Source organism: Citrobacter sp. Cm046, assembly GCF_030333065.1.
Taxonomy (GTDB): Bacteria; Pseudomonadota; Gammaproteobacteria; order Enterobacterales; family Enterobacteriaceae; genus Citrobacter; species Citrobacter murliniae.
This window is the reverse complement of sequence record NZ_JAOWGP010000046.1, coordinates 453,775-473,525: the sequence shown is the minus strand read 5'-3', so window position 1 is coordinate 473,525 and position 19,751 is coordinate 453,775. Positions and strand designations below refer to the sequence as shown.

At 51.5% G+C, this 19,751-nt stretch carries 18 protein-coding genes; 2 read left to right on the top strand and 16 right to left on the bottom strand.

Annotated features, from left to right (window positions below):
- Position 1 precedes the first annotated feature (1 nt).
- The 15 genes from OGX98_RS23475 to ilvI form a co-directional block, all read right to left on the bottom strand.
- Positions 2-922: a D-alanine--D-alanine ligase gene (locus tag OGX98_RS23475; RefSeq protein ID WP_225760467.1), complete on the bottom strand. Its 921-nt coding sequence runs from the start codon at positions 920-922 to the stop codon at positions 2-4.
- Positions 915-2,390: a UDP-N-acetylmuramate--L-alanine ligase gene (murC, locus tag OGX98_RS23470; RefSeq protein ID WP_045439815.1), complete on the bottom strand. Its 1,476-nt coding sequence runs from the start codon at positions 2,388-2,390 to the stop codon at positions 915-917. Before murC ends, OGX98_RS23475 begins: the two co-directional genes overlap by 8 nt.
- A 53-nt stretch (positions 2,391-2,443) precedes the next feature.
- Entirely contained in the window at positions 2,444-3,511 is a 1,068-nt protein-coding gene (gene murG, locus OGX98_RS23465; RefSeq protein WP_286595992.1) for an undecaprenyldiphospho-muramoylpentapeptide beta-N-acetylglucosaminyltransferase, read from the bottom strand.
- Positions 3,508-4,752: a cell division protein FtsW gene (gene ftsW / locus OGX98_RS23460; RefSeq protein WP_045439809.1), complete on the bottom strand. Its 1,245-nt coding sequence runs from the start codon at positions 4,750-4,752 to the stop codon at positions 3,508-3,510. Before ftsW ends, murG begins: the two co-directional genes overlap by 4 nt.
- Positions 4,752-6,068: a UDP-N-acetylmuramoyl-L-alanine--D-glutamate ligase gene (murD, locus tag OGX98_RS23455; RefSeq protein WP_045439806.1), complete on the bottom strand. Its 1,317-nt coding sequence runs from the start codon at positions 6,066-6,068 to the stop codon at positions 4,752-4,754. Before murD ends, ftsW begins: the two co-directional genes overlap by 1 nt.
- 2 nt (positions 6,069-6,070) lie before the next feature.
- On the bottom strand, positions 6,071-7,153 hold the full coding sequence (gene mraY / locus OGX98_RS23450; protein WP_045439803.1) for a phospho-N-acetylmuramoyl-pentapeptide-transferase: 1,083 nt from the start codon (positions 7,151-7,153) through the stop codon (positions 6,071-6,073).
- A complete protein-coding gene (murF, locus tag OGX98_RS23445; RefSeq protein WP_045439800.1) occupies positions 7,147-8,505 on the bottom strand; it encodes a UDP-N-acetylmuramoyl-tripeptide--D-alanyl-D-alanine ligase in 1,359 nt (452 codons plus the stop codon). Before murF ends, mraY begins: the two co-directional genes overlap by 7 nt.
- Positions 8,502-9,989, bottom strand: a complete 1,488-nt coding sequence (murE, locus tag OGX98_RS23440; RefSeq protein WP_048222059.1) for a UDP-N-acetylmuramoyl-L-alanyl-D-glutamate--2,6-diaminopimelate ligase — start codon at positions 9,987-9,989, stop codon at positions 8,502-8,504. Before murE ends, murF begins: the two co-directional genes overlap by 4 nt.
- Positions 9,976-11,742 (bottom strand): peptidoglycan glycosyltransferase FtsI, encoded by a 1,767-nt coding sequence (gene ftsI, locus OGX98_RS23435; RefSeq protein WP_045439796.1) that lies wholly within the window; start codon positions 11,740-11,742, stop codon positions 9,976-9,978. The genes murE and ftsI overlap by 14 nt, the downstream gene beginning before the upstream one ends.
- A 15-nt stretch (positions 11,743-11,757) precedes the next feature.
- The gene (gene ftsL, locus OGX98_RS23430; RefSeq protein ID WP_000625651.1) at positions 11,758-12,123 is read right to left on the bottom strand and encodes a cell division protein FtsL; all 366 of its coding nucleotides are present in this window, start codon (positions 12,121-12,123) and stop codon (positions 11,758-11,760) included.
- On the bottom strand, positions 12,120-13,061 hold the full coding sequence (rsmH, locus tag OGX98_RS23425) for a 16S rRNA (cytosine(1402)-N(4))-methyltransferase RsmH (protein WP_045439790.1): 942 nt from the start codon (positions 13,059-13,061) through the stop codon (positions 12,120-12,122). The genes ftsL and rsmH overlap by 4 nt, the downstream gene beginning before the upstream one ends.
- Position 13,062: 1 nt before the next feature.
- On the bottom strand, positions 13,063-13,521 hold the full coding sequence (gene mraZ, locus OGX98_RS23420; protein WP_045439788.1) for a division/cell wall cluster transcriptional repressor MraZ: 459 nt from the start codon (positions 13,519-13,521) through the stop codon (positions 13,063-13,065).
- A 611-nt stretch (positions 13,522-14,132) separates the two neighbouring features.
- Positions 14,133-15,137, bottom strand: a complete 1,005-nt coding sequence (cra, locus tag OGX98_RS23415; protein WP_045439785.1) for a catabolite repressor/activator — start codon at positions 15,135-15,137, stop codon at positions 14,133-14,135.
- 180 nt (positions 15,138-15,317) lie between these two features.
- Complete coding sequence (ilvN, locus tag OGX98_RS23410) at positions 15,318-15,809, bottom strand: acetolactate synthase small subunit (RefSeq protein WP_003829566.1); 492 nt, start codon at positions 15,807-15,809, stop codon at positions 15,318-15,320.
- A 2-nt stretch (positions 15,810-15,811) separates the two neighbouring features.
- Positions 15,812-17,536, bottom strand: coding sequence for an acetolactate synthase 3 large subunit (gene ilvI / locus OGX98_RS23405; RefSeq protein ID WP_286595991.1), 1,725 nt, complete (start codon positions 17,534-17,536; stop codon positions 15,812-15,814).
- 63 nt (positions 17,537-17,599) lie between these two features.
- Between ilvI and OGX98_RS23400 the strand changes: the two genes are divergently transcribed.
- Entirely contained in the window at positions 17,600-17,821 is a 222-nt protein-coding gene (locus OGX98_RS23400; RefSeq protein WP_144243044.1) for a hypothetical protein, read from the top strand.
- 211 nt (positions 17,822-18,032) lie between these two features.
- Here the strand turns inward: OGX98_RS23400 and leuO are convergent, their stop codons facing one another.
- Positions 18,033-18,980 (bottom strand): transcriptional regulator LeuO, encoded by a 948-nt coding sequence (gene leuO, locus OGX98_RS23395; RefSeq protein ID WP_048222061.1) that lies wholly within the window; start codon positions 18,978-18,980, stop codon positions 18,033-18,035.
- 651 nt (positions 18,981-19,631) lie between these two features.
- Between leuO and leuL the strand changes: the two genes are divergently transcribed.
- Positions 19,632-19,718 carry a leu operon leader peptide gene (gene leuL / locus OGX98_RS23390; protein WP_049002746.1) on the top strand — a complete coding sequence of 29 codons (87 nt, stop codon included), beginning with the start codon at positions 19,632-19,634 and terminating at the stop codon, positions 19,716-19,718.
- Positions 19,719-19,751: the final 33 nt, after the last annotated feature.

Sequence of the window (19,751 nt, the reverse complement as noted above, 5' to 3'; positions counted from 1 at the left end):
ATCAGTCCGCCAACTCCAGAATTCGTACTACCAACTGCGAGAAGCTTAAGCCCGCCTGACGCGCCGCCATGGGCACCAGACTATGGCTGGTCATACCCGGAGAGGTATTCGCTTCCAGCAGATAAAACTGACCATCGCTGTCCAGCATGACGTCGATGCGTCCCCAACCTTTACAGCCCAACGCAGTCCATGCTTTCAGGACTAATGCCTGTAAAGCCGCTTCTTGTTCGTCTTCCAGACCAGCGGGACAGAAATATTGTGTCTCATCAGACAGATACTTCGCCTCATAATCATAGAAGGTTCCCGCCGGTTGGATACGTATTGACGGTAAAATTTCTTCGCCAAGTATCGCAACTGTGAATTCCGGGCCACTTAGCCATTTTTCGATCAGTACTTCTTCATCATGCTGAAAAGCCAATGCTAATGCACTCTGCAAAGCATTTTCTTCTTCAACTTTTGACATCCCCACGCTGGAGCCTTCGCGGCTTGGCTTAACAATAAGCGGTAAACCTAGCGCAGAGATTTTCGTAACCACTTCATCACCAAGCCCTTTTTCGAACTCAGCGCGGGTCAATGCGACCCACGGCGCAACGGGTAAGCCTGCGCCCTTCCACAGCAACTTACTGCGCAGTTTGTCCATCGAGATAGCAGAAGCCATGACCCCACTGCCGGTGTACGGCAGGCCAATCAGATCCAGCATGCCCTGCAAGGTGCCATCTTCACCGCCACGGCCATGTAACGCAATAAACACCTTCTGAAAGCCCATAGATTTCAGAAGAGTGACATCAATCTCTTTTGGGTCAATCGGGTGTGCATCCACACCACCTTCACGTAATCCGGCCAGTACAGCTGCACCAGAATTCAGCGATACTTCTCGCTCTGCGGAGGTTCCTCCCAACAGGACCGCAATTTTATCAGCCATGTTGTTCTTCCTCCGGGTTTTGCGGCTTCAGTTTGATTTCAGCTAAGGAACGCGCGATTTTGCCGATATTTCCAGCGCCTTGCACCAAAATCAGATCGTTTCCGGTTAATACCGGTGCCAACATTTCCGCCACCTGAGCCGGATCGGACACTAAAATAGGGTCGATCTTACCGCGACCACGGATAGTACGGCACAGTGAACGACTGTCAGCACCAGGAATCGGCGCTTCACCTGCAGCATAAACATCCAGCATCAGCAGCGTGTCTACTTGAGTCAGTACGTTGGCAAAGTCATCGTACAGATCGCGGGTACGCGTGAAGCGGTGCGGCTGAAACAACATCACCAGATTTTTATCCGGCCAGCCTGCACGTGCAGCTTTAATCGTTGCATCCACTTCCGTTGGATGATGCCCGTAGTCATCCACTAGCATCGCGGTCCCTGTTTTACCGTTTACCGGTTCAAGTGGGAATTCACCAAGGAAGTCAAAACGACGTCCGGTTCCCTGGAAACTTTCCAGCGCGCGTAGGATCGCCTCGTCTTCAATGCCCTCTTCCGTTGCCACGGCAACAGCTGCCGCCGCGTTCAGCGCATTGTGACGCCCTGGCGCATTCAACGTCACGCGCAGATCGGCCATCCCCTGACGCATCAGCGTGAAGTGCCCCTGTGGGCCAATCTGCTGATAATCTTCAACGCGTACGTCTGCGTCATCGCTAAAACCATAGGTCGTTGTCTGGCGACCTACGCGTGGTAACAATTCGCGGATCACCGGATCGTCAACGCACATCACCGCACGACCATAAAACGGCAAGTTATGCAGGAAATTAATAAAGGTCTGCTTTAAATTTTCGAAATCACCATGGTAAGTATCCATATGGTCAGCTTCGATATTGGTGACAATCGCCACCATCGGCTGCAAATGCAGGAATGACGCATCGCTCTCATCCGCTTCCGCAATCAAATAACGGCTATGCCCCAGACGCGCATGCACGCCCGCCGCTTTCACCAGACCACCGTTTACGAAGGTTGGATCCAGCCCCGCTTCCGCATAGATACTGGAAACCATCGCGGTCGTCGTGGTTTTACCATGCGTCCCGGCAATGGCGATGCCGTGACGAAAACGCATTAACTCTGCAAGCATCTCTGCACGGCGGATCACCGGGATACGTGCCTCGTGTGCCGCAACGATTTCCGGGTTATCTGCAGAAATTGCGCTGGAAACTACTACCACGCTCGCATCACGCACGTTTTCCGGACGATGGTTGAAGAAAATGGTGGCCCCCAGGTTCGTCAGCTGTTGAGTAACCGGATTCGGCGCTAAGTCAGAACCGCTAATCTGATAACCTTCATTGGCCAAAACTTCGGCAATACCGCCCATACCAGCACCACCGATGCCGACAAAGTGAATGTGCCGAACGCGACGCATTTCGGGCACGATGGAACGCAGTTTTGCCAATTGTTGTGTATTCATTCTTTACGCCATTAACTTCGAAATATCCTGTGATGCAAAAGGCATCACCACAATTACACCCGGGCAGCCCGACTGACTTCATTTGCCACACGCTCAGTGGCATCCGGTATGGATGCAGCGCGTGCACGTTCTGCCATGGTTAATAAAGTTTCTCGCGACCACCCGGAAAGGGTGCTTACGACGGCATCCACAGTAAACTGCGGCTGCTCTAAAATTTTTGCTGCGCCCGCTTTTTCCAGTGGAAGCGCATTCCAGTACTGTTGCCTGTCTTTGTGTTGAAACGGCACAAACAGCGCTGGTAAACCTGCAGCAGCAATCTCACTCACCGTCAGTGCACCAGAACGACACACGACGACATCCGCCCACGCATAGGCTGCGGCCATATCATCAATAAACTCGGTGACCTTATGCTGCGGCTGCCCCGCTTCGGCGTAAGCCTGTTCAACGGTTTGCTGTGCGCCTTTGCCGCTCTGATGCCAGATAGTCACCGCGTCACCAAGTTTTGCGGCAACCTGCGGCAGCGTCTGATTCAGCACTCGCGCGCCCTGAGATCCACCAACAACCAGCACGCGAACCGGGCCTTCACGTCCGGCCAGACGAACCTGGGGTAACGGTAACGCCAGCACATCGGTCCGCACCGGGTTACCCACCACTTCCGCTTTAGGGAAGGCGCCAGGAAATGCCTGCATGACCGTCGTTGCAATCTTCGCCAGCCATTTATTGGTCAATCCCGCGATGCCGTTCTGTTCGTGCAGCACCACCGGAATACCTAACGACCAGGCTGCCAGCCCACCGGGACCTGACACATAACCGCCCATACCGAGCACTACGTCAGGTTTAAACTGCTTCATGATGGCGCGAGCCTGACGCCAGGCATTAAAAATACGTAATGGCGCAGCCAGCAATGCTTTAATGCCCTTTCCACGCAAACCGGAGATGCGAATAAAGTCAATTTCAATGCCATGCTTCGGCACTAAGTCCGCTTCCATACGATCGGCGGTGCCGAGCCAACGAACCTGCCAGCCCTGGGCCATTAAATGGTGGGCGACAGCCAGCCCCGGGAACACATGCCCGCCGGTACCGCCCGCCATCACCATTAACCGCTTCGGTTGACCACTCATCGTGCACCTCGTGTAAACGCCTGGGCTTTTTCCAGACGCGTTTCATAATCAATGCGTAACAAAAACATGATGGCTGTCGACATGATCAACAAACTGGAACCACCATAACTGATCAGCGGCAGCGTCAGACCTTTCGTTGGCAGCATACCTGCTGCCGCGCCGACGTTGACCAGCGCCTGAAAACTGAACCAGATCCCGATGGAGCAGGCTAAGAAACCTGAAAAACGGTGGTCAATTTCCAGCGCCTTACGACCAATCGACATCGCGCGAAAAGCGACGAAGAATACCATTAAAAGTGCCAGTACCACACCGATATAACCCAGTTCTTCCCCAATAATGGCGAAGATAAAGTCAGTGTGCGCTTCCGGCAAATACTCCAGTTTTTGTACTGAATTACCCAGCCCCTGACCCCAAATCTCACCACGTCCGAAAGCCATCAAAGATTGCGTCAGCTGGTAACCGCTGCCAAACGGATCTTCCCATGGGTTCCAGAAAGAGGTTACACGGCGAATACGGTACGGCTCCGCGAGGATCAGCAGCACCACCGCCGAAATCCCCATACCGATGATGGCAATGAACTGCCACAACTTAGCCCCGGCAAGGAACAACATCGCCAGCGTAGTGACAAATAGCACCACTACCGTTCCGAGGTCAGGCTGTGCCAGCAGTAGCACGGCCAGCACCAGAATCACGCCCATCGGTTTTAAGAAGCCGCGAAGGTTGTTACGTACCTCATCAACTTTACGCACCAGATAGTTGGCGAGATAACAAAACAGAGACAGCTTAGTAAATTCCGCAGGCTGAATACGCAGCGGTCCCAGTGCGATCCAGCGTGATGCCCCGTTAACGGAGCTACCAACCACCAGCACGATCAGCAACATGATGATCGACGCGATCAGCATTGTGGTGCTGTACTTTTGCCAGAATTCCATAGGCAGACGCAGCGTAACCATGGCCAGACAGAACGCCAGAAAAATGTACAGTGCATCACGCTTGGCGAACAGGAAGGGATCGCCCGCCAGACGTTGCCCCACAGGCATTGACGCAGATGTGACCATGATAAAACCGATCGCTGCCAGACCGAACGTCAACCACAACAGCATACGGTCGTACATGATCAGGCTATCCGCGTCTTTGTCACGCGAAGCCATCACCCAGCCTTTAAGTGCCGCGAAGATCCACGCCAGGACACCAAATCCTGGTAAGCGCGGCATTCTCAGACGAGGGAGAGATAATCGCATCAACCCAACTCCTTCGCCAGGCGGGTAAAGACATCGCCTCGTTGTTCAAAATTCTTGAACTGATCAAGGCTGGCACAAGCTGGCGACAACAGCACCATATCACCCGGCTTCACGCGGGGAGCGAGCAAACGCATCGCCTCTTCCATCGTTTCAGTTTGTTCGGCGATGTCCGGACGCAGTGCCGCCAGCTGTCCACCATCTCGCCCAAAGCAGTACAGACGCACACGATCACCGTGCAAATAACGCTCCAGTGAAGAGAAATCTGCTGATTTTCCATCGCCACCGAGGAGCAGATGCAAAGTGCCATCAACATGTAGTCCATTCAACGCGGCTTCAGTACTGCCAACATTGGTGGCTTTCGAGTCGTTTATCCACCGCACGCCGTTATGATCCAGTACCAGTTGGAAGCGGTGCGCCAGACCGGTGAATGTCGTCAGCGCTTTCAGACTAGAGGCGCGAGGCAGACCCGCTGCATCAGCCAGCGCCAACGCCGCAAGTGCGTTGGTATAGTTATGCTGACCGGAAAGAGTCATCTCTTTCACGTTCAATATTTTTTCACCCTTCACCCGCAGCCAGGTCTCCCCTTGCTGACGGTTAAGGTGATAATCGCCCATATTGACGCCAAAGCTCACACAACGCTCATCGGCGCCACGAACCGGCATGGTTAACGCATCATCTGCGTTTACGACGCAGACTTTCGCGTTCTCATAGACGCGCAGTTTGGCGGCACGATACTGCTGCAACCCAAACGGATAGCGGTCCATATGATCTTCAGTAACGTTCAAAATGGTTGCTGCCACGGCCTGCAGGCTGGAGGTTGTCTCCAGTTGGAAGCTGGAGAGCTCCAGAACATACAGTTCACGTTCAGCGTCCAGTAGCATGAGTGCGGGTAAACCAATGTTGCCACCCACCCCCACGTTTACACCGGCCGCTTTCGCCATCTCGCCAACTAACGTGGTAACCGTACTTTTACCATTGGAGCCAGTAATCGCGACGATCGGTGCCTGCGCTTCACGGCAGAACAGTTCTATATCGCCGACAATTTCAATACCCGCATCCGCGGCAGCGCTTAACGAAGGATGCGCCAGTGCAATACCAGGGCTGGCGACGATTAAATCCGCAGCCAGCAGCCAGTCATCATTCAGACTGCCGACATGACGCTCAACCGCTTCAGGTAATTTATCCAGGCCCGGCGGTGTCGCACGGGTATCCATTACGCGCGGCGTTACACCACGCGCGAGGAAGAAATCTACGCAGGACAACCCGGTCAAACCCAGACCGATAATGACGACTTTTTTACCCTGGTAATCAACCATGATTAACGTACCTTCAGCGTTGCCAGGCCAATCAGCACCAGCATCAGCGAAATAATCCAGAAGCGCACAATCACGCGCGGCTCCGGCCAGCCTTTCAATTCATAGTGATGATGAATCGGCGCCATTCGGAAGATGCGCTGTCCACGCAGCTTGAAGGAACCAACCTGCAAAATAACCGACAGGGTTTCTACCACAAATACGCCACCCATGATCACCAACAGGAATTCCTGACGCAGCAGCACAGCAATAATGCCCAGCGCGCCACCCAGCGCCAGCGAACCGACATCGCCCATAAAGACCTGAGCCGGATAGGTGTTAAACCACAGGAAGCCCAGGCCCGCGCCAACAATCGCCGTACAGACGATCACCAGTTCACCGGCATGGCGCAAATAGGGAATATGCAGATAGCTGGCAAAGTTCATGTTACCGGTCGCCCACGCCACCAGCGCAAATCCGGCCGCGACGAACACGGTAGGCATAATCGCCAGACCATCCAGACCATCGGTCAGATTAACCGCATTACCGGTACCAACAATGACGAAATACGCCAGCAGGACATAGAACAGACCCAACTGCGGCATCACATCTTTAAAGAACGGCACCACCAGCTCAGTTGCCGGAGTATCTTTCCCCGCCAGATACAGCGCGAACGCAACACCTAACGCAATCACCGACATCCAAAAGTACTTCCAGCGGGCTATCAGACCCTTGGTGTCTTTACGCACGACTTTGCGGTAATCATCTACGAAACCGATAATGCCGTAGCCAATCAGAACCACTAACACGCACCAGACGTAAGGATTCGATGGATAGGCCCACAGCAGAACGGAGATGACAATCGCGGTGAGGATCATAATGCCGCCCATAGTCGGCGTACCGCGTTTACTGAAGTGTGATTCCGGGCCGTCGTTACGAACGACCTGACCAAAAGACATTTTTTGCAGACGGGCAATCATGCGCGGGCCCATCCACAAAGAGATGAACAGCGCGGTCAGCAGGCTGACGATGGCGCGAAACGTCAGATAGGAAAAGACGTTAAAGCCGGAATAATATTTGACCAAATGTTCGGCCAGCCAAACTAACATGTTCCATTCTCCTGTAATGCGCGTACTACCTCTTCCATAGCGGCACTACGTGAACCCTTCACTAAAATCGTCATTACCTGATGCTCTGCAATCAGCGTCTTAAGATGCGCGGTCAGCACGGTTTTATCCGCAAAATGCTCGCCAACCCCGCTGGCATCGCTAATTGCCTTGCTCAGTTTCCCTGTACTCAGTACACGGTCAATGCCTGCCGCTTTCGCTGCTTCACCTACCTGTACGTGGCATGCTTCACTTTCCGCACCAAGCTCTGCCATATCCCCCACCACCAGCACACGGTAGCCCGGCATTTCGGACAGAACCTGTACCGCCGCGGTCATCGAACCAACGTTCGCGTTATAGGAGTCGTCCAGCAGCAGCTGATTTTCAGCAAGTTGAATCGGGAACAGACGCCCCGGCACTGCTTTCAGATCCTTCAGACCGGTTTTAATTGCCTCATGCGTAGCGCCAACTGCCATTGAGAGCGCGGCCGCAGCCAATGCGTTGGCAATGTTGTGGCGGCCCGGTAATGGCAGCAGGACATCAATGCTGCCCACAGGCGTTTGCAGAGAAAACTCAGTACCGTGCGAGGTGATATGAATGTTGGTTGCAGAAAAATCGCTGTTGGCCGCATTCGGGGAAAAGCGCCAGACTTTGCGATCGCCAATAACGTTCTGCCAGTTCAGCCAGTCGTTGTTATCAGCATTCATAATGGCAATGCCGTTCGCCGACAGACCGGTAAAGATTTCGCCTTTGGCTTTGGCCACACCCGCAAGCGAACCAAACCCTTCCAGGTGAGCCGCAGCAAGATTGTTAACCAGCGCAGCTTCTGGACGCGTCAGACCGACAGTCCACGCGATCTCACCCTGATGATTGGCGCCAAGTTCAATCACGGCATAGTCATAATCGTTGTTTAACCGCAGCAGCGTCATTGGTACGCCAATGTCATTATTCAGGTTGCCAGCCGTGTACAGGGTATTTCCGCACTGGCTCAGAATAGAAGCGGTCATCTCTTTGACAGACGTTTTACCGGATGAACCGGTCAGCGCTACCACGCGAGCCGGAACTTGCGCGCGAACCCACGCTGCCAGCTCACCGAACGCCAGTCGCGTATCCTTCACAATCAATTGCGGCAAATCGATTTCCAGCGGACGGCTAACCAGCAGTGCGCCAGCCCCGCTCGCTTTTGCTTGTTCAGCAAAATCGTGAGCATCAAAGCGTTCGCCTTTCAGCGCCACAAACAAACAGCCCGGCGTGACTTTACGCGTATCGGTTGTAACTGCATCCAGGGTCAGATCGGCCCCTTTCAGTTCGCCGCGGAGGATCTCCGTCAGTTGGCTGAGGGTTACGCTAATCATGCGATCACCCCCAGCAAGCGGGCTGCCGTAACACGGTCAGAGTAGTCAAGGCGATGAGACCCGACGATCTGGTAATCCTCGTGACCTTTCCCTGCCACCAGCACCACGTCGTTTTCTTTCGCCTGCATGATGGCGTTTGTCACCGCTTCAGCGCGCCCTTCCATCACCTTCGCATGCCCGGCATCCAGCATCCCCGCCAGAATGTCGTTAATGATGGCGCGTGGTTCTTCGGTGCGCGGGTTGTCGTCCGTCACCACGACTACATCAGCAAACTGCTCTGCAATAGCCCCCATCAGCGGGCGTTTACCTTTGTCACGATCGCCGCCACAGCCAAAGACGCACCACAGTTTACCGGCACAGTGTAGACGTGCTGCCTGCAACGCTTTTTCCAGCGCATCCGGCGTGTGGGCATAATCAACCACCACCGTGGTTTTGCCCGGCGCGCTGAACACTTCCATACGTCCACAAACCGGTTGCAGGCGCGCAGCCGTTTTCAGTAATTCTGCTAACGGATACCCGAGCGCCAGCAGCGTTGCCAGCGCCAGCAGCAGGTTGCTGACGTTGAATGCCCCCATCAGGCGGCTTTCAATTTCACCGTCGCCCCACGAAGAAGTGAAACGAATTGTCGCGCCGCTGTCGTGGTAATTCACGTCTACTGCTTTCAACCAACGTCCGTGACAGTTAGGGTTGATATGGTCTTCCATCGAAACGGCAACCGCATCCGGCAGTTTTGCCAGCCAGCGACGACCAACTTCATCATCGGCATTGACGATGGCCTGACCGCAATGATGAGTGGAGTACAGCAGCCATTTAGCCGCTTCGTAATGCTCCATATCGCCGTGATAGTCGAGGTGATCACGACTTAAATTGGTAAATACCGATGCGGCAAATTTCAAAGCCGCCACGCGATGCTGAACCAGACCGTGGGACGAGACTTCCATTGCTCCAAACGTTGCACCCTGCTCAACCAGTCCCGCCAGCACGTGCTGAACGTCAACAGCTGAACCGGTGGTATTCTCGGTCGGGATCACTTTGCCCAGCAGACCATTGCCTACCGTGCCCATCACTGCACTGGTCTCACCAAGCAGCTGACTCCATTGCGCCAGCAGTTGGGTGGTGGTGGTTTTACCGTTGGTCCCGGTCACACCGACCAGGCGCATATTCTCAGATGGCTCGTGGTAAAAGCGGCCCGCCAGTGCAGATAAACGTTCATTAAGCTGGCTAAGATAGATTACTGGCACACCGTGCATTTCACGGATTTCACCGTCGGTTGCCTCGTCTTTTGCCTCTGCAATTATGGCAGCTACACCTTGCGCTATCGCCTGCGGGATATATCGACGCCCGTCCGCCTGATGACCTACCACTGCCACAAAGAGATCCCCCGATGCAGCCACACGGCTGTCGAGTGTCATCTCCCGCAGTGCTCGCTCCGGTGCACCCGGCACCCATGGAGCAAGAAGGTCGCGCAAATTACGATCTGCCACCTGTTGCCTCGCCTTGATTATTCACAAATTCATTTTTATCGCTCGTTGCCAGCGCATCCGGTTCGATGTTCATGGTACGCAGTACGCCCCCCATGATGGCACCAAAGACCGGCGCGGAAACGGCGCCACCGTAGTATTTACCCGCCTGCGGATCGTTGATAACAACAACCAGCGCGAAGCGCGGCTGACTCGCAGGCGCAACACCTGCGGTATAAGCAATGTATTTATTGATGTAGCGGCCATCCGGCCCTACTTTTTTCGCCGTACCGGTTTTAATAGCGATGCGATAGCCTTTAATCGCCGCCTTCACGCCGCCGCCGCCAGGCAGCGCGACGCTTTCCATCATGTGCACCACGGTGCGTACGGTCGACTCCGGGAAGATACGCTCGCCCGGAACAGGAGGATCAACTTTGGTAATCGACAGCGGGCGATAAACGCCATAGCTGCCGATGGTTGCGTAGACTCGCGCTAACTGTAACGGGGTTACCATTAGCCCATAGCCGAAAGAGAAGGTGGCCCTCTCTATGTCAGACCACCGTTGTTTTTGAGGATATAAGCCACTGCGTTCTCCGACCAACCCCAAATTGGTCGCTTTTCCCAGCCCAAAACGTGAGTAAGTATCTACTAACGCTGAGGACGGCATCGCTAACGCCAGCTTGGAAACACCGACGTTACTCGACTTCTGCAAGACCCCGGTGAGGGTCAATTCGCTATAACGCGCCACGTCTTTAATTTCGTGACCATTAATTCGGTAGGGAATAGTGTTCAGTACGGTATTTTCGCGAACCACACCGCGCTGCAGTGCCGTCATCACCACCATCGGTTTGACGGTAGAACCCGGCTCGAACACGTCAGTGATGGTACGGTTACGCATTGCATCCTTCGGCGTACCGGTGAGGTTGTTTGGGTTATAGGAAGGGCTATTCGCCATCGCCAGCACTTCACCCGTGTTAACATCGACTAACACGGCGCTGCCCGATTCTGCTTTGTTAAAGGCAACAGCGTTGTTCAGTTCGCGGTAGACCAGCGCCTGCAAGCGCTCATCAATACTTAATGCAAGATTATGCGCCGCCTGGCTATCGGTCGACGAGATGTCTTCAATAACACGGCCATAGCGATCTTTACGCACCACACGCTCGCCAGGTTGACCGGTGAGCCATTTATCAAAACTCTTCTCAACGCCTTCAATCCCCTGGCTGTCGACGTTGGTGAAACCAATGAGGTGAGCGGTCACTTCCCCGGAAGGGTAGTAACGACGGGATTCTTCACGCAGATGGATCCCCGGTAGCTTCAGTTTCTTGATGTAGTCAGCCATGTCAGGGTTGACCTGACGTGCGAGGTAGATAAAACGCCCTTTCGGGTTAGCGTTAATTCTGGAGGCCAGTTGATCAAGCGGAATGTTCAACGCAGTCGAAAGCGCTCTCCAGCGCTCACCAACGCTAACACCGCCCGCATCATGCACTTCTTTTGGATCAGCCCAGATAGCCTTAACCGGCACACTCACCGCCAACGGACGTCCTGAACGGTCGGTAATCATACCGCGCGATGTGGAAACTTCCTGGACGCGCAGAGAGCGCATGTCGCCCTGGCGCACCAGCATGTCAGGCGCGATGATTTGCAGCCAGGCAACGCGCCCCAGCAGGAACCCCAGCGCCAGCAAAATACAACCGCACAGTAACGCAAAACGCCAACTGATAAAGTTGGCTTGTTCTTCCTGGCGTTTTGGTTTGTGCGTCTTTGCCGCTGCTTTCATGCGTCGCGTTTATCCTTATTTTTGTACTACGATATTTTCTTGTGAGGGATCAACATGCTGCATTTGCAGTTTTTCCGTTGCGATCCGTTCAACACGGCTATGGTCGCCGAGCGCGTTCTCCTCAAGGATCAGGTTGCGCCATTCGATATCCAGCGCATCTCGTTCCAGAACCAGTTGTTCGCGTTGCGCGGTCAGTAAGCGCGTATGGTGCGCTGTTGTTACGACGGTGACCGCCGTCAAAATAATGCAAATGAACAAGCAGAGTGGCAGCTTCCCAAACCGCAAAAGATCGTCACCGATCACGCCAGGCAAGGCATGGCGCTCGTTGCTTCCTATCGATCCTTTAACTTTGCTGAGGGCTTCTGTCACTCTGCTGATCATGCGTTCGTCCTCTCTGCAATACGCAGAACTGAACTACGGGCACGAGGATTTTCAGCTACCTCTTCTTCACCCGGCATCAACTTGCCTAGTGCTCTCAACTCACGGCCGCCCAACTTTTTGATCTGCGCTTCCGTCATCGGTATTCCAGCCGGAACCTGCGGACCGCGACTTTGTTCACGCATAAAGCGCTTCACAATACGGTCTTCGAGCGAGTGGAAACTGATGATTGAAAGCCGACCGCCTGGTGCCAGCACGCTGAGCGAGCTTTTTAGCGCCTGCTCTATCTCCTCCAGTTCACTGTTCACCCATATGCGCACCGCCTGGAAGGTACGGGTCGCGGGATGTTTAAATTTGTCTTTTACCGGCATTGCCGCCGCAATCACTTCCGCCAGCTCTTTAGTACGAGTCATCGGTTCAATGCGGTTACGCTCCACAATGGCGCGGGCAATGCGCTTGCCAAAGCGCTCCTCACCAAAGGTTTTAATCACCCAGGCAATATCAGCTTCATCGGCGGTTTGCAGCCACTCGGCGGCAGACTGACCACGTGTTGGGTCCATACGCATATCTAATGGACCGTCACGCATAAATGAAAAGCCGCGTTCAGCATCGTCAAGCTGCGGTGAAGACACGCCAAGATCAAGGAGGATTCCATCGATCTTGCCGGTAAGTCCGCGCTCGGCTACATATTCAGCCAGCGCAGAGAAAGGTCCATGAATGATGGAGAAACGGGGATCGTTAATGGTCTGGGCAACGGCAATAGCCTGCGGATCGCGATCGATTGCCAGCAAACGTCCCTCTTCGCCGAGCTGCGAGAGAATTAAACGTGAGTGACCACCGCGACCAAATGTCCCGTCAATGTAGATGCCGTCTGGACGAATATTCAGGCCGTTTACGGCTTCATCCAGCAACACCGTTGTATGTTTATAATTTTCCATCATCTTATAGAGACAAATCCTGCAATCGTTCCGACAGCGCGCCAGTAACAGACTGCTCAGCGTCGATATCTTCCCTGACCTGTTGATACCAGGTCGTTTCATCCCACAGCTCAAACTTATTGAACTGCCCAACCAGCATCACTTCTTTCGTCAACCCTGCATGTTGTCGCAGAATGGGGGCAATCAGTAATCGACCAGCGCTGTCCATCTGACATTCGCTGGCATGCCCTAACAGTAAGCGCTGTACGCGGCGCTCAACCGGATTCATGCTCGACAGGCGCGATAACTTCTGCTCGATAATTTCCCATTCAGGCAGGGGGTACAGCAGCAGGCACGGGTGATGGATGTCAATGGTACAAACCATTTGACCGGCAGCACTCTCGAGCAGTTGATCCCGATAACGGGTAGGCACAGATAAGCGCCCTTTACTGTCGAGATTAACTAACGTTGCTCCCCGGAACATGCCAGCCTCACCCCCGATTACCACTTTATCCCACAAATTCCCACTTAAAGGAGTTTACGGAGCGGAGGAAAACCTTGTCAAGCAAGTCACGGCGCTTAGCGGAGCAAAAAACCCAATGTTTACGGCTAATATCAGCGTTGAACAGATTTCGTACAGCAAACGAAGCAAATTAACGTCATGAATATTTGTAAGAAAAAGATCCAACAACTCATCACTGTTTAAAACAACTCAATATCATCTAAAGAAAATATAAAGTGTCAGTTTGCGACGCGAGCGGCATTTTAGGACAATATGCAGCGAGATAACAGTGCCAGTTAATCGGTCTGTACGCCCCGTACGACAGAGATATACGAGAATTATCTGCAATAAAGAAGCAAAGTGTTTGTTAATTCGGCAATTCCACACAAGCATGTAACAAAATAATACAACAGTAACGCGTCGTTACGTATCAATAACCCAAAAACAGACGGCAGTATTTTAAATCGAGGTAATTAAGAAATGAATTTCAGATAATTCTAAAGAATATTCTTAATTATAATGAGGTTATTTCTGATAATTGATATTTGATAGCGCCAGAAGGGTATCCTCCCGGCGCATACAGCAGAGGAGACTTAGCTGCGGCTGAGAATACCGCGACGATACAGATTACGTTTAATGCGTGTGAGTCCTGGTTTTGGCTTACGCGGCTCATCCAGGCTGGCTAGCACGATTTCCAGTACGCGTTCGGCAACATCACGATGGCGTTGCGCGACTGCCAACACCGGACATTGCAGGAAATCGAGTAGTTCATGATCGCCAAAGGTAGCAATGGCTAAATCTGACGGTAATTGCCCATCGCGGCGTAGTGTCACGTCCATCACCCCCTGCAACAGGGCAAACGAAGTGGTAAACAGCGCCTGAGGCATAGGGTGCGTTTCCAGCCATTTATCGAACAACTGTGCGGCGGCCTCCCGCTCATAGCTGTTAGCGTACAGGAAATTCACTTCTCGCGGGTCATCCTTCCAGGCGGTACGAAAACCCTGCTCACGCAGGAAACTCACGGATAATTCAGGGAGAGCCCCCAGATAGAGCACGTTTTCAGCCGGAAATTTACGTAATTCCTCAGCCAGCATTTCTGCATCATCCTGATCAGCCCCCACAACACTGGTGAAATGCTCACGATCCAGTGCACGGTCTAACGCCACGATAGGGAATGAGCTATTTGCCCAGCGCTGGTAGAACGGGTGCTCAGGAGGCAAAGACGTTGACACAATGATGGCATCAACCTGGCGTTGTAAAAGATGCTCAATACAGCGCATTTCGTTATCCGGCTGATCTTCAGAGCAGGCTATCAGCAGTTGATACCCACGCTGTCGTGCCTGGCGCTCCAGGTAGTTTGCAATCCGGGTATAACTTGTGTTCTCCAGGTCAGGGATCACCAACCCGATAGAACGTGTGCGTCCAGCACGCAGCCCGGCTGCCACAGCATTTGGGTGGTAATTATGCTCGCGCACCACTGCCATGACTTTTTCAACCGTCTTGTCGCTTACGCGATATTGCTTTGCTTTGCCGTTAATAACGTAGCTTGCAGTCGTTCGCGAAACGCCGGCCAGCCGAGCGATTTCATCCAGTTTCACAATTGCCCCTTGCGTAAAATGTACAAACCATAACCTTTGAGATGGCATGGGTTAAATTTATTAACATCTAAGCGCAGAATAATGACTGCGGCAACCGCTTTTGTCTCTGGTTACTGCTGATTTCGCAAAAAAAAGCCCAACCGCTACTGTCAGGCTTGCGAATTAAGAACATGGTCATGATTAGCGCATAATTTTATCGCCGCGAGAGAGACCCACAACACCTGAGCGAGCAACCTCGACGATCTTTGCGACTTCACGTAATGTCGCCAGGAACGCATCCAGTTTATCGCTGGTGCCAGCCAGTTGTACGGTGTAAATAGACGGCGTGACGTCAATGATTTGCCCACGGAAAATTTCCGTGTTGCGCTTCACCTCTTCCCTGCCGTATCCGCTGGCCTGAATTTTCACCAACATGATTTCTCGTTCAACATGGGCGCCCTGTCCCAGTTCACTCACACGCAGGACATCCACCAGTTTGTGCAGTTGCTTTTCAATTTGCTCGAGGACTTTTTCATCCCCTACAGTCTGGATCGTCATCCGCGATAAGGTCGGATCGTCCGTTGGCGCGACTGTCAGGCTTTCGATGTTGTAACCGCGCTGGGCGAAGAGACCTATCACACGCGACAATGCACCCGACTCGTTTTCCAGCAATACCGATAATATCCGGCGCATAATCAGGTCCTCTCCGTTTTGCTTAACCACATTTCATCCATACCGCCCCCACGAATCTGCATTGGATAAACATGCTCACTGCCATCAACGGTAACATCGACAAACACCAAACGATGGTTGCGCACATGCTCCAACGCTTCAACCAGTTTGCTCTCCAGTTCGTTTGGATGGTTTATCTGGATACCAATATGCCCATAGGCTTCAGCAAGGCGGACGAAATCAGGCAGCGACTGCATATAAGACTGCGAGTGCCTTCCGGAGTAGATCATGTCCTGCCACTGTTTGACCATACCGAGGTAGCGGTTGTTAAGATTGAGTACCAACACTGGCAGTTCATACTGCAGCGCTGTCGACAACTCCTGGATATTCATCTGAATGCTGCCATCGCCGGTCACACACACTACCGTTTCATCAGGTAGCGCCATCTTGACACCTAACGCTGCGGGTAAACCAAATCCCATCGTGCCAAGACCACCGGAGTTAATCCAACGGCGTGGTTTATCAAACGGGTAGTAAAGTGCGGCAAACATCTGATGCTGCCCAACGTCCGAGGTCACATACGCATCCCCTTTCGTTAACTGCCAGATAGTTTCAATCACAGCCTGCGGCTTAATACTTTCACTTTGGGTGTCATATTTCAGGCACTGACGGGCGCGCCATTGCTCAATCTGTTGCCACCAGTCACGGTTATCATCCAGTGGTTGCTGCGACTTCTCCTGCGCCAGCAGCTCCAGCATCTGATCGAGCACCAACCGGGCATCACCAACAATAGGAATATCCGCCGTCACTGTTTTCGAAATTGAAGTAGGGTCGATGTCGATATGCAACACGGTCGCATGCGGGCAATATTTTGCCAGGTTATTGGTCGTGCGATCGTCAAAACGAACACCGATGGCAAAAATGACATCAGAATGATGCATGGTCATATTTGCTTCATAAGTGCCGTGCATTCCCAACATGCCCAACGCCTGACGATGCGTTGCCGGAAACACGCCTAACCCCATCAACGAAGACACAACGGGCAGGTTAAGTGCTTCTGCAATCTGCCCCAGTTGCTCATGACAGGCCGCATTCACTGCACCGCCACCAACATACACCACCGGTTTTTTGGCTGCTATCAGCGTTTGCAGTGCGCGTTTTATCTGCCCTTTATGCCCAGTGGTTGTAGGATTATACGAACGCATACTTACCGATTCCGGCCAGCTATAAGGTAGTTTCTTCCCAGGGTTCAGAATATCCTTCGGTAAATCCACCACCACTGGACCTGGACGGCCGCTTGCCGCCAGCCAGAAAGCTTTTTTCAATACCTGCGGGATGTCCTCTGTTTGCTTGACGAGGAAGCTGTGCTTCACCACCGGGCGGGATATGCCGACCATATCGCACTCCTGAAAGGCATCATAGCCAATCAGAGAGGTTGCAACCTGCCCGGAGAGGATCACGAGTGGTATGGAGTCCATATAAGCCGTTGCAATTCCGGTAATCGCATTGGTAGCTCCTGGTCCCGAAGTGACCAGTACGACGCCCACTTCTCCCGTGGCTCGCGCCAGGCCATCGGCCATATGTACTGCAGCTTGTTCATGGCGGACCAGCACATGATCAATTCCACCGACCGTATGTAGTGCATCATAGATATCGAGGACTGCCCCCCCGGGATAACCGAATACCTGCTTCACACCCTGGTCGATGAGCGATCGGACGACCATCTCGGCTCCAGACAACATCTCCATGGCTTGCCTCCACTCTTATAATGAATAACGGTTTAACAACACATTAACCGCTGACGATGACGCATGGCAATTCGCACCGACGTGGTGGCATTACAGCGAATAAGGATAAAACGGAGGAAAGAGTCGAATAAACGGAGAATTAAACCAGTAGAATTAAGTGGAATGATAAATAATCGCTTAAAAATGGGAACTTACAGCGATTACTCTATTTTTTTACATTTCAGAACAAATGTAAAAAGAGGAATTCAGCATAAAATTTCAAATAAAAAGAAAAAAGCAGAATAAACCAGATATGACATCGAATTTATTCTGCTATACCCAATGGATTTCGAGTCGCATTGAGGCGGCAAGCCCGTGACACGTTCGTCTGAAACGAATATAAACAGCCAAAGACTGCATCTGGGGAGGGGCAGAGATGCCTCCTCATTCCCCCAGCAGCATAGATAACAATGTGGCTGGGGAGACAAAGCAGCTTGAAAAACAAAGGATATAAATGCTACTTCTTGCAGACGGAAACTAACAATTCTTCCATCCATTTATGTCCTTTATCCCGACCTGCTGCTTCATGCCAGGAAAGATAACATGTGCGACTGTTCAATTTTAATGGTAAAGGCAATACCTGCAGGTCTAAAGACTCTGAGAACTCTTCTGCTAACCAGCGCGGTGCAATGGAGACCAATTGGGTTTGAGAAACAATATTCAATACACTTATTAATGCCATTCCCTGATAAGCAACGCAGGATTGTTTATCCGGTGTGTCGTACCATGGTTGGCTAAATGAAGCATAGCGGTCAAGAGAAACCACAGCATGTTGCTCATTATAGACATCACTTTCCAATAATGGACCACTTATGCGTGGATGTTTTTTGCTCGCTACCAGCACCATTTCGTCATTGAACAACGGTATGCTTGTGAATTCAACCCGGCGGAATTCTTCATAACTAATAACAAACTCTGTTTCCTGATAGCGCAATTGGTGTTCTGTATTTTGATTAAGTGAAGATTTAAATACGACATTAATATTAGGCGCTACATCCTCAACTCGATTATAAATCAAGGATGTCAGAATATTATCCAATGGGCTACATACGCAGAGGTTGAAAACACGCTCGCTGATGGCAGGTTCAAACCCCGATCCTGGCAATTCATTCTGCACCAATTGTAACGCCTGACGAACTGAACCAAATAGCTGGAAAGCCCTTGCTGTCGGCTGAATCCCTCGCCCATAACGAACAAAAAGCTCATCATTAAACATGACCTTCAGCCGCGCAACTGCATTACTGACCGCAGGTTGTGACATCCCCAGAGAATGTGCAGCACGTGTAATGTTCTGTTCTTGCATAACCGCATCAAAGACGGTTAATAAATTAAGATCAACCATACGAAGCTGCGGTTTCCCAATATCTATAAGATTGGATTTATCTATTATTTTTACTTCTGGCATAATTAACTCCACTGTCACTCTAAACTCCCTTTTCCCCAGACGGAGTGAATAATCTCCGATAATATGATTTACCATACATATAGAATGAGAAAAAGAGAAAACATTAAAATTAGGAAAACATAAAGGCACTAACCTAAATGAACATAAAAACAATGCGAGCGCAGTGTGGCAGATGTCACTGCACGATGATTCATATGTTTTAATTTCATAAACAATATAACCATAAGCATGACGAATGTACAATCATACACACAGTGAATACGTAATTAAGATTTAATTAAATATTTATATTTTTAATACATTAATGATTAACATTAATTTATCAATTATTTGTTACCACCTTTGCCACACCCATTCAGAGTTACTATAAAAATAGATAAATCATAAAGATAAAAAATCCTTTACCGACACTCCTCTTCATCTGTTCCATTACAACAATTGAAAATAATTATGCTTAAACATTTCAAATAATGAAAAGTATGTACGCCGCATACTGATTTATTTTATACAAACATAAAAATTCAGCACAATTCGCTCAAACATGGAGAGGTAATTCTCTCTGAACGGAGGGATTTGCAGTGAGCAGGGTTGACATCAGACTTCATATCCAGTACCACTAAAAGCATATCGCATTCGCCTGGAGCCTGATTGATGACTTACATTGCTCGTTTTAACGGTCTACTACTACTAAACGCATCTTCGTTGCGCGGTAGACTGGTGAACGACATTCAGCATTAAGTCAGCTCCAGTTAAGACAAAAAACCCGCGCCG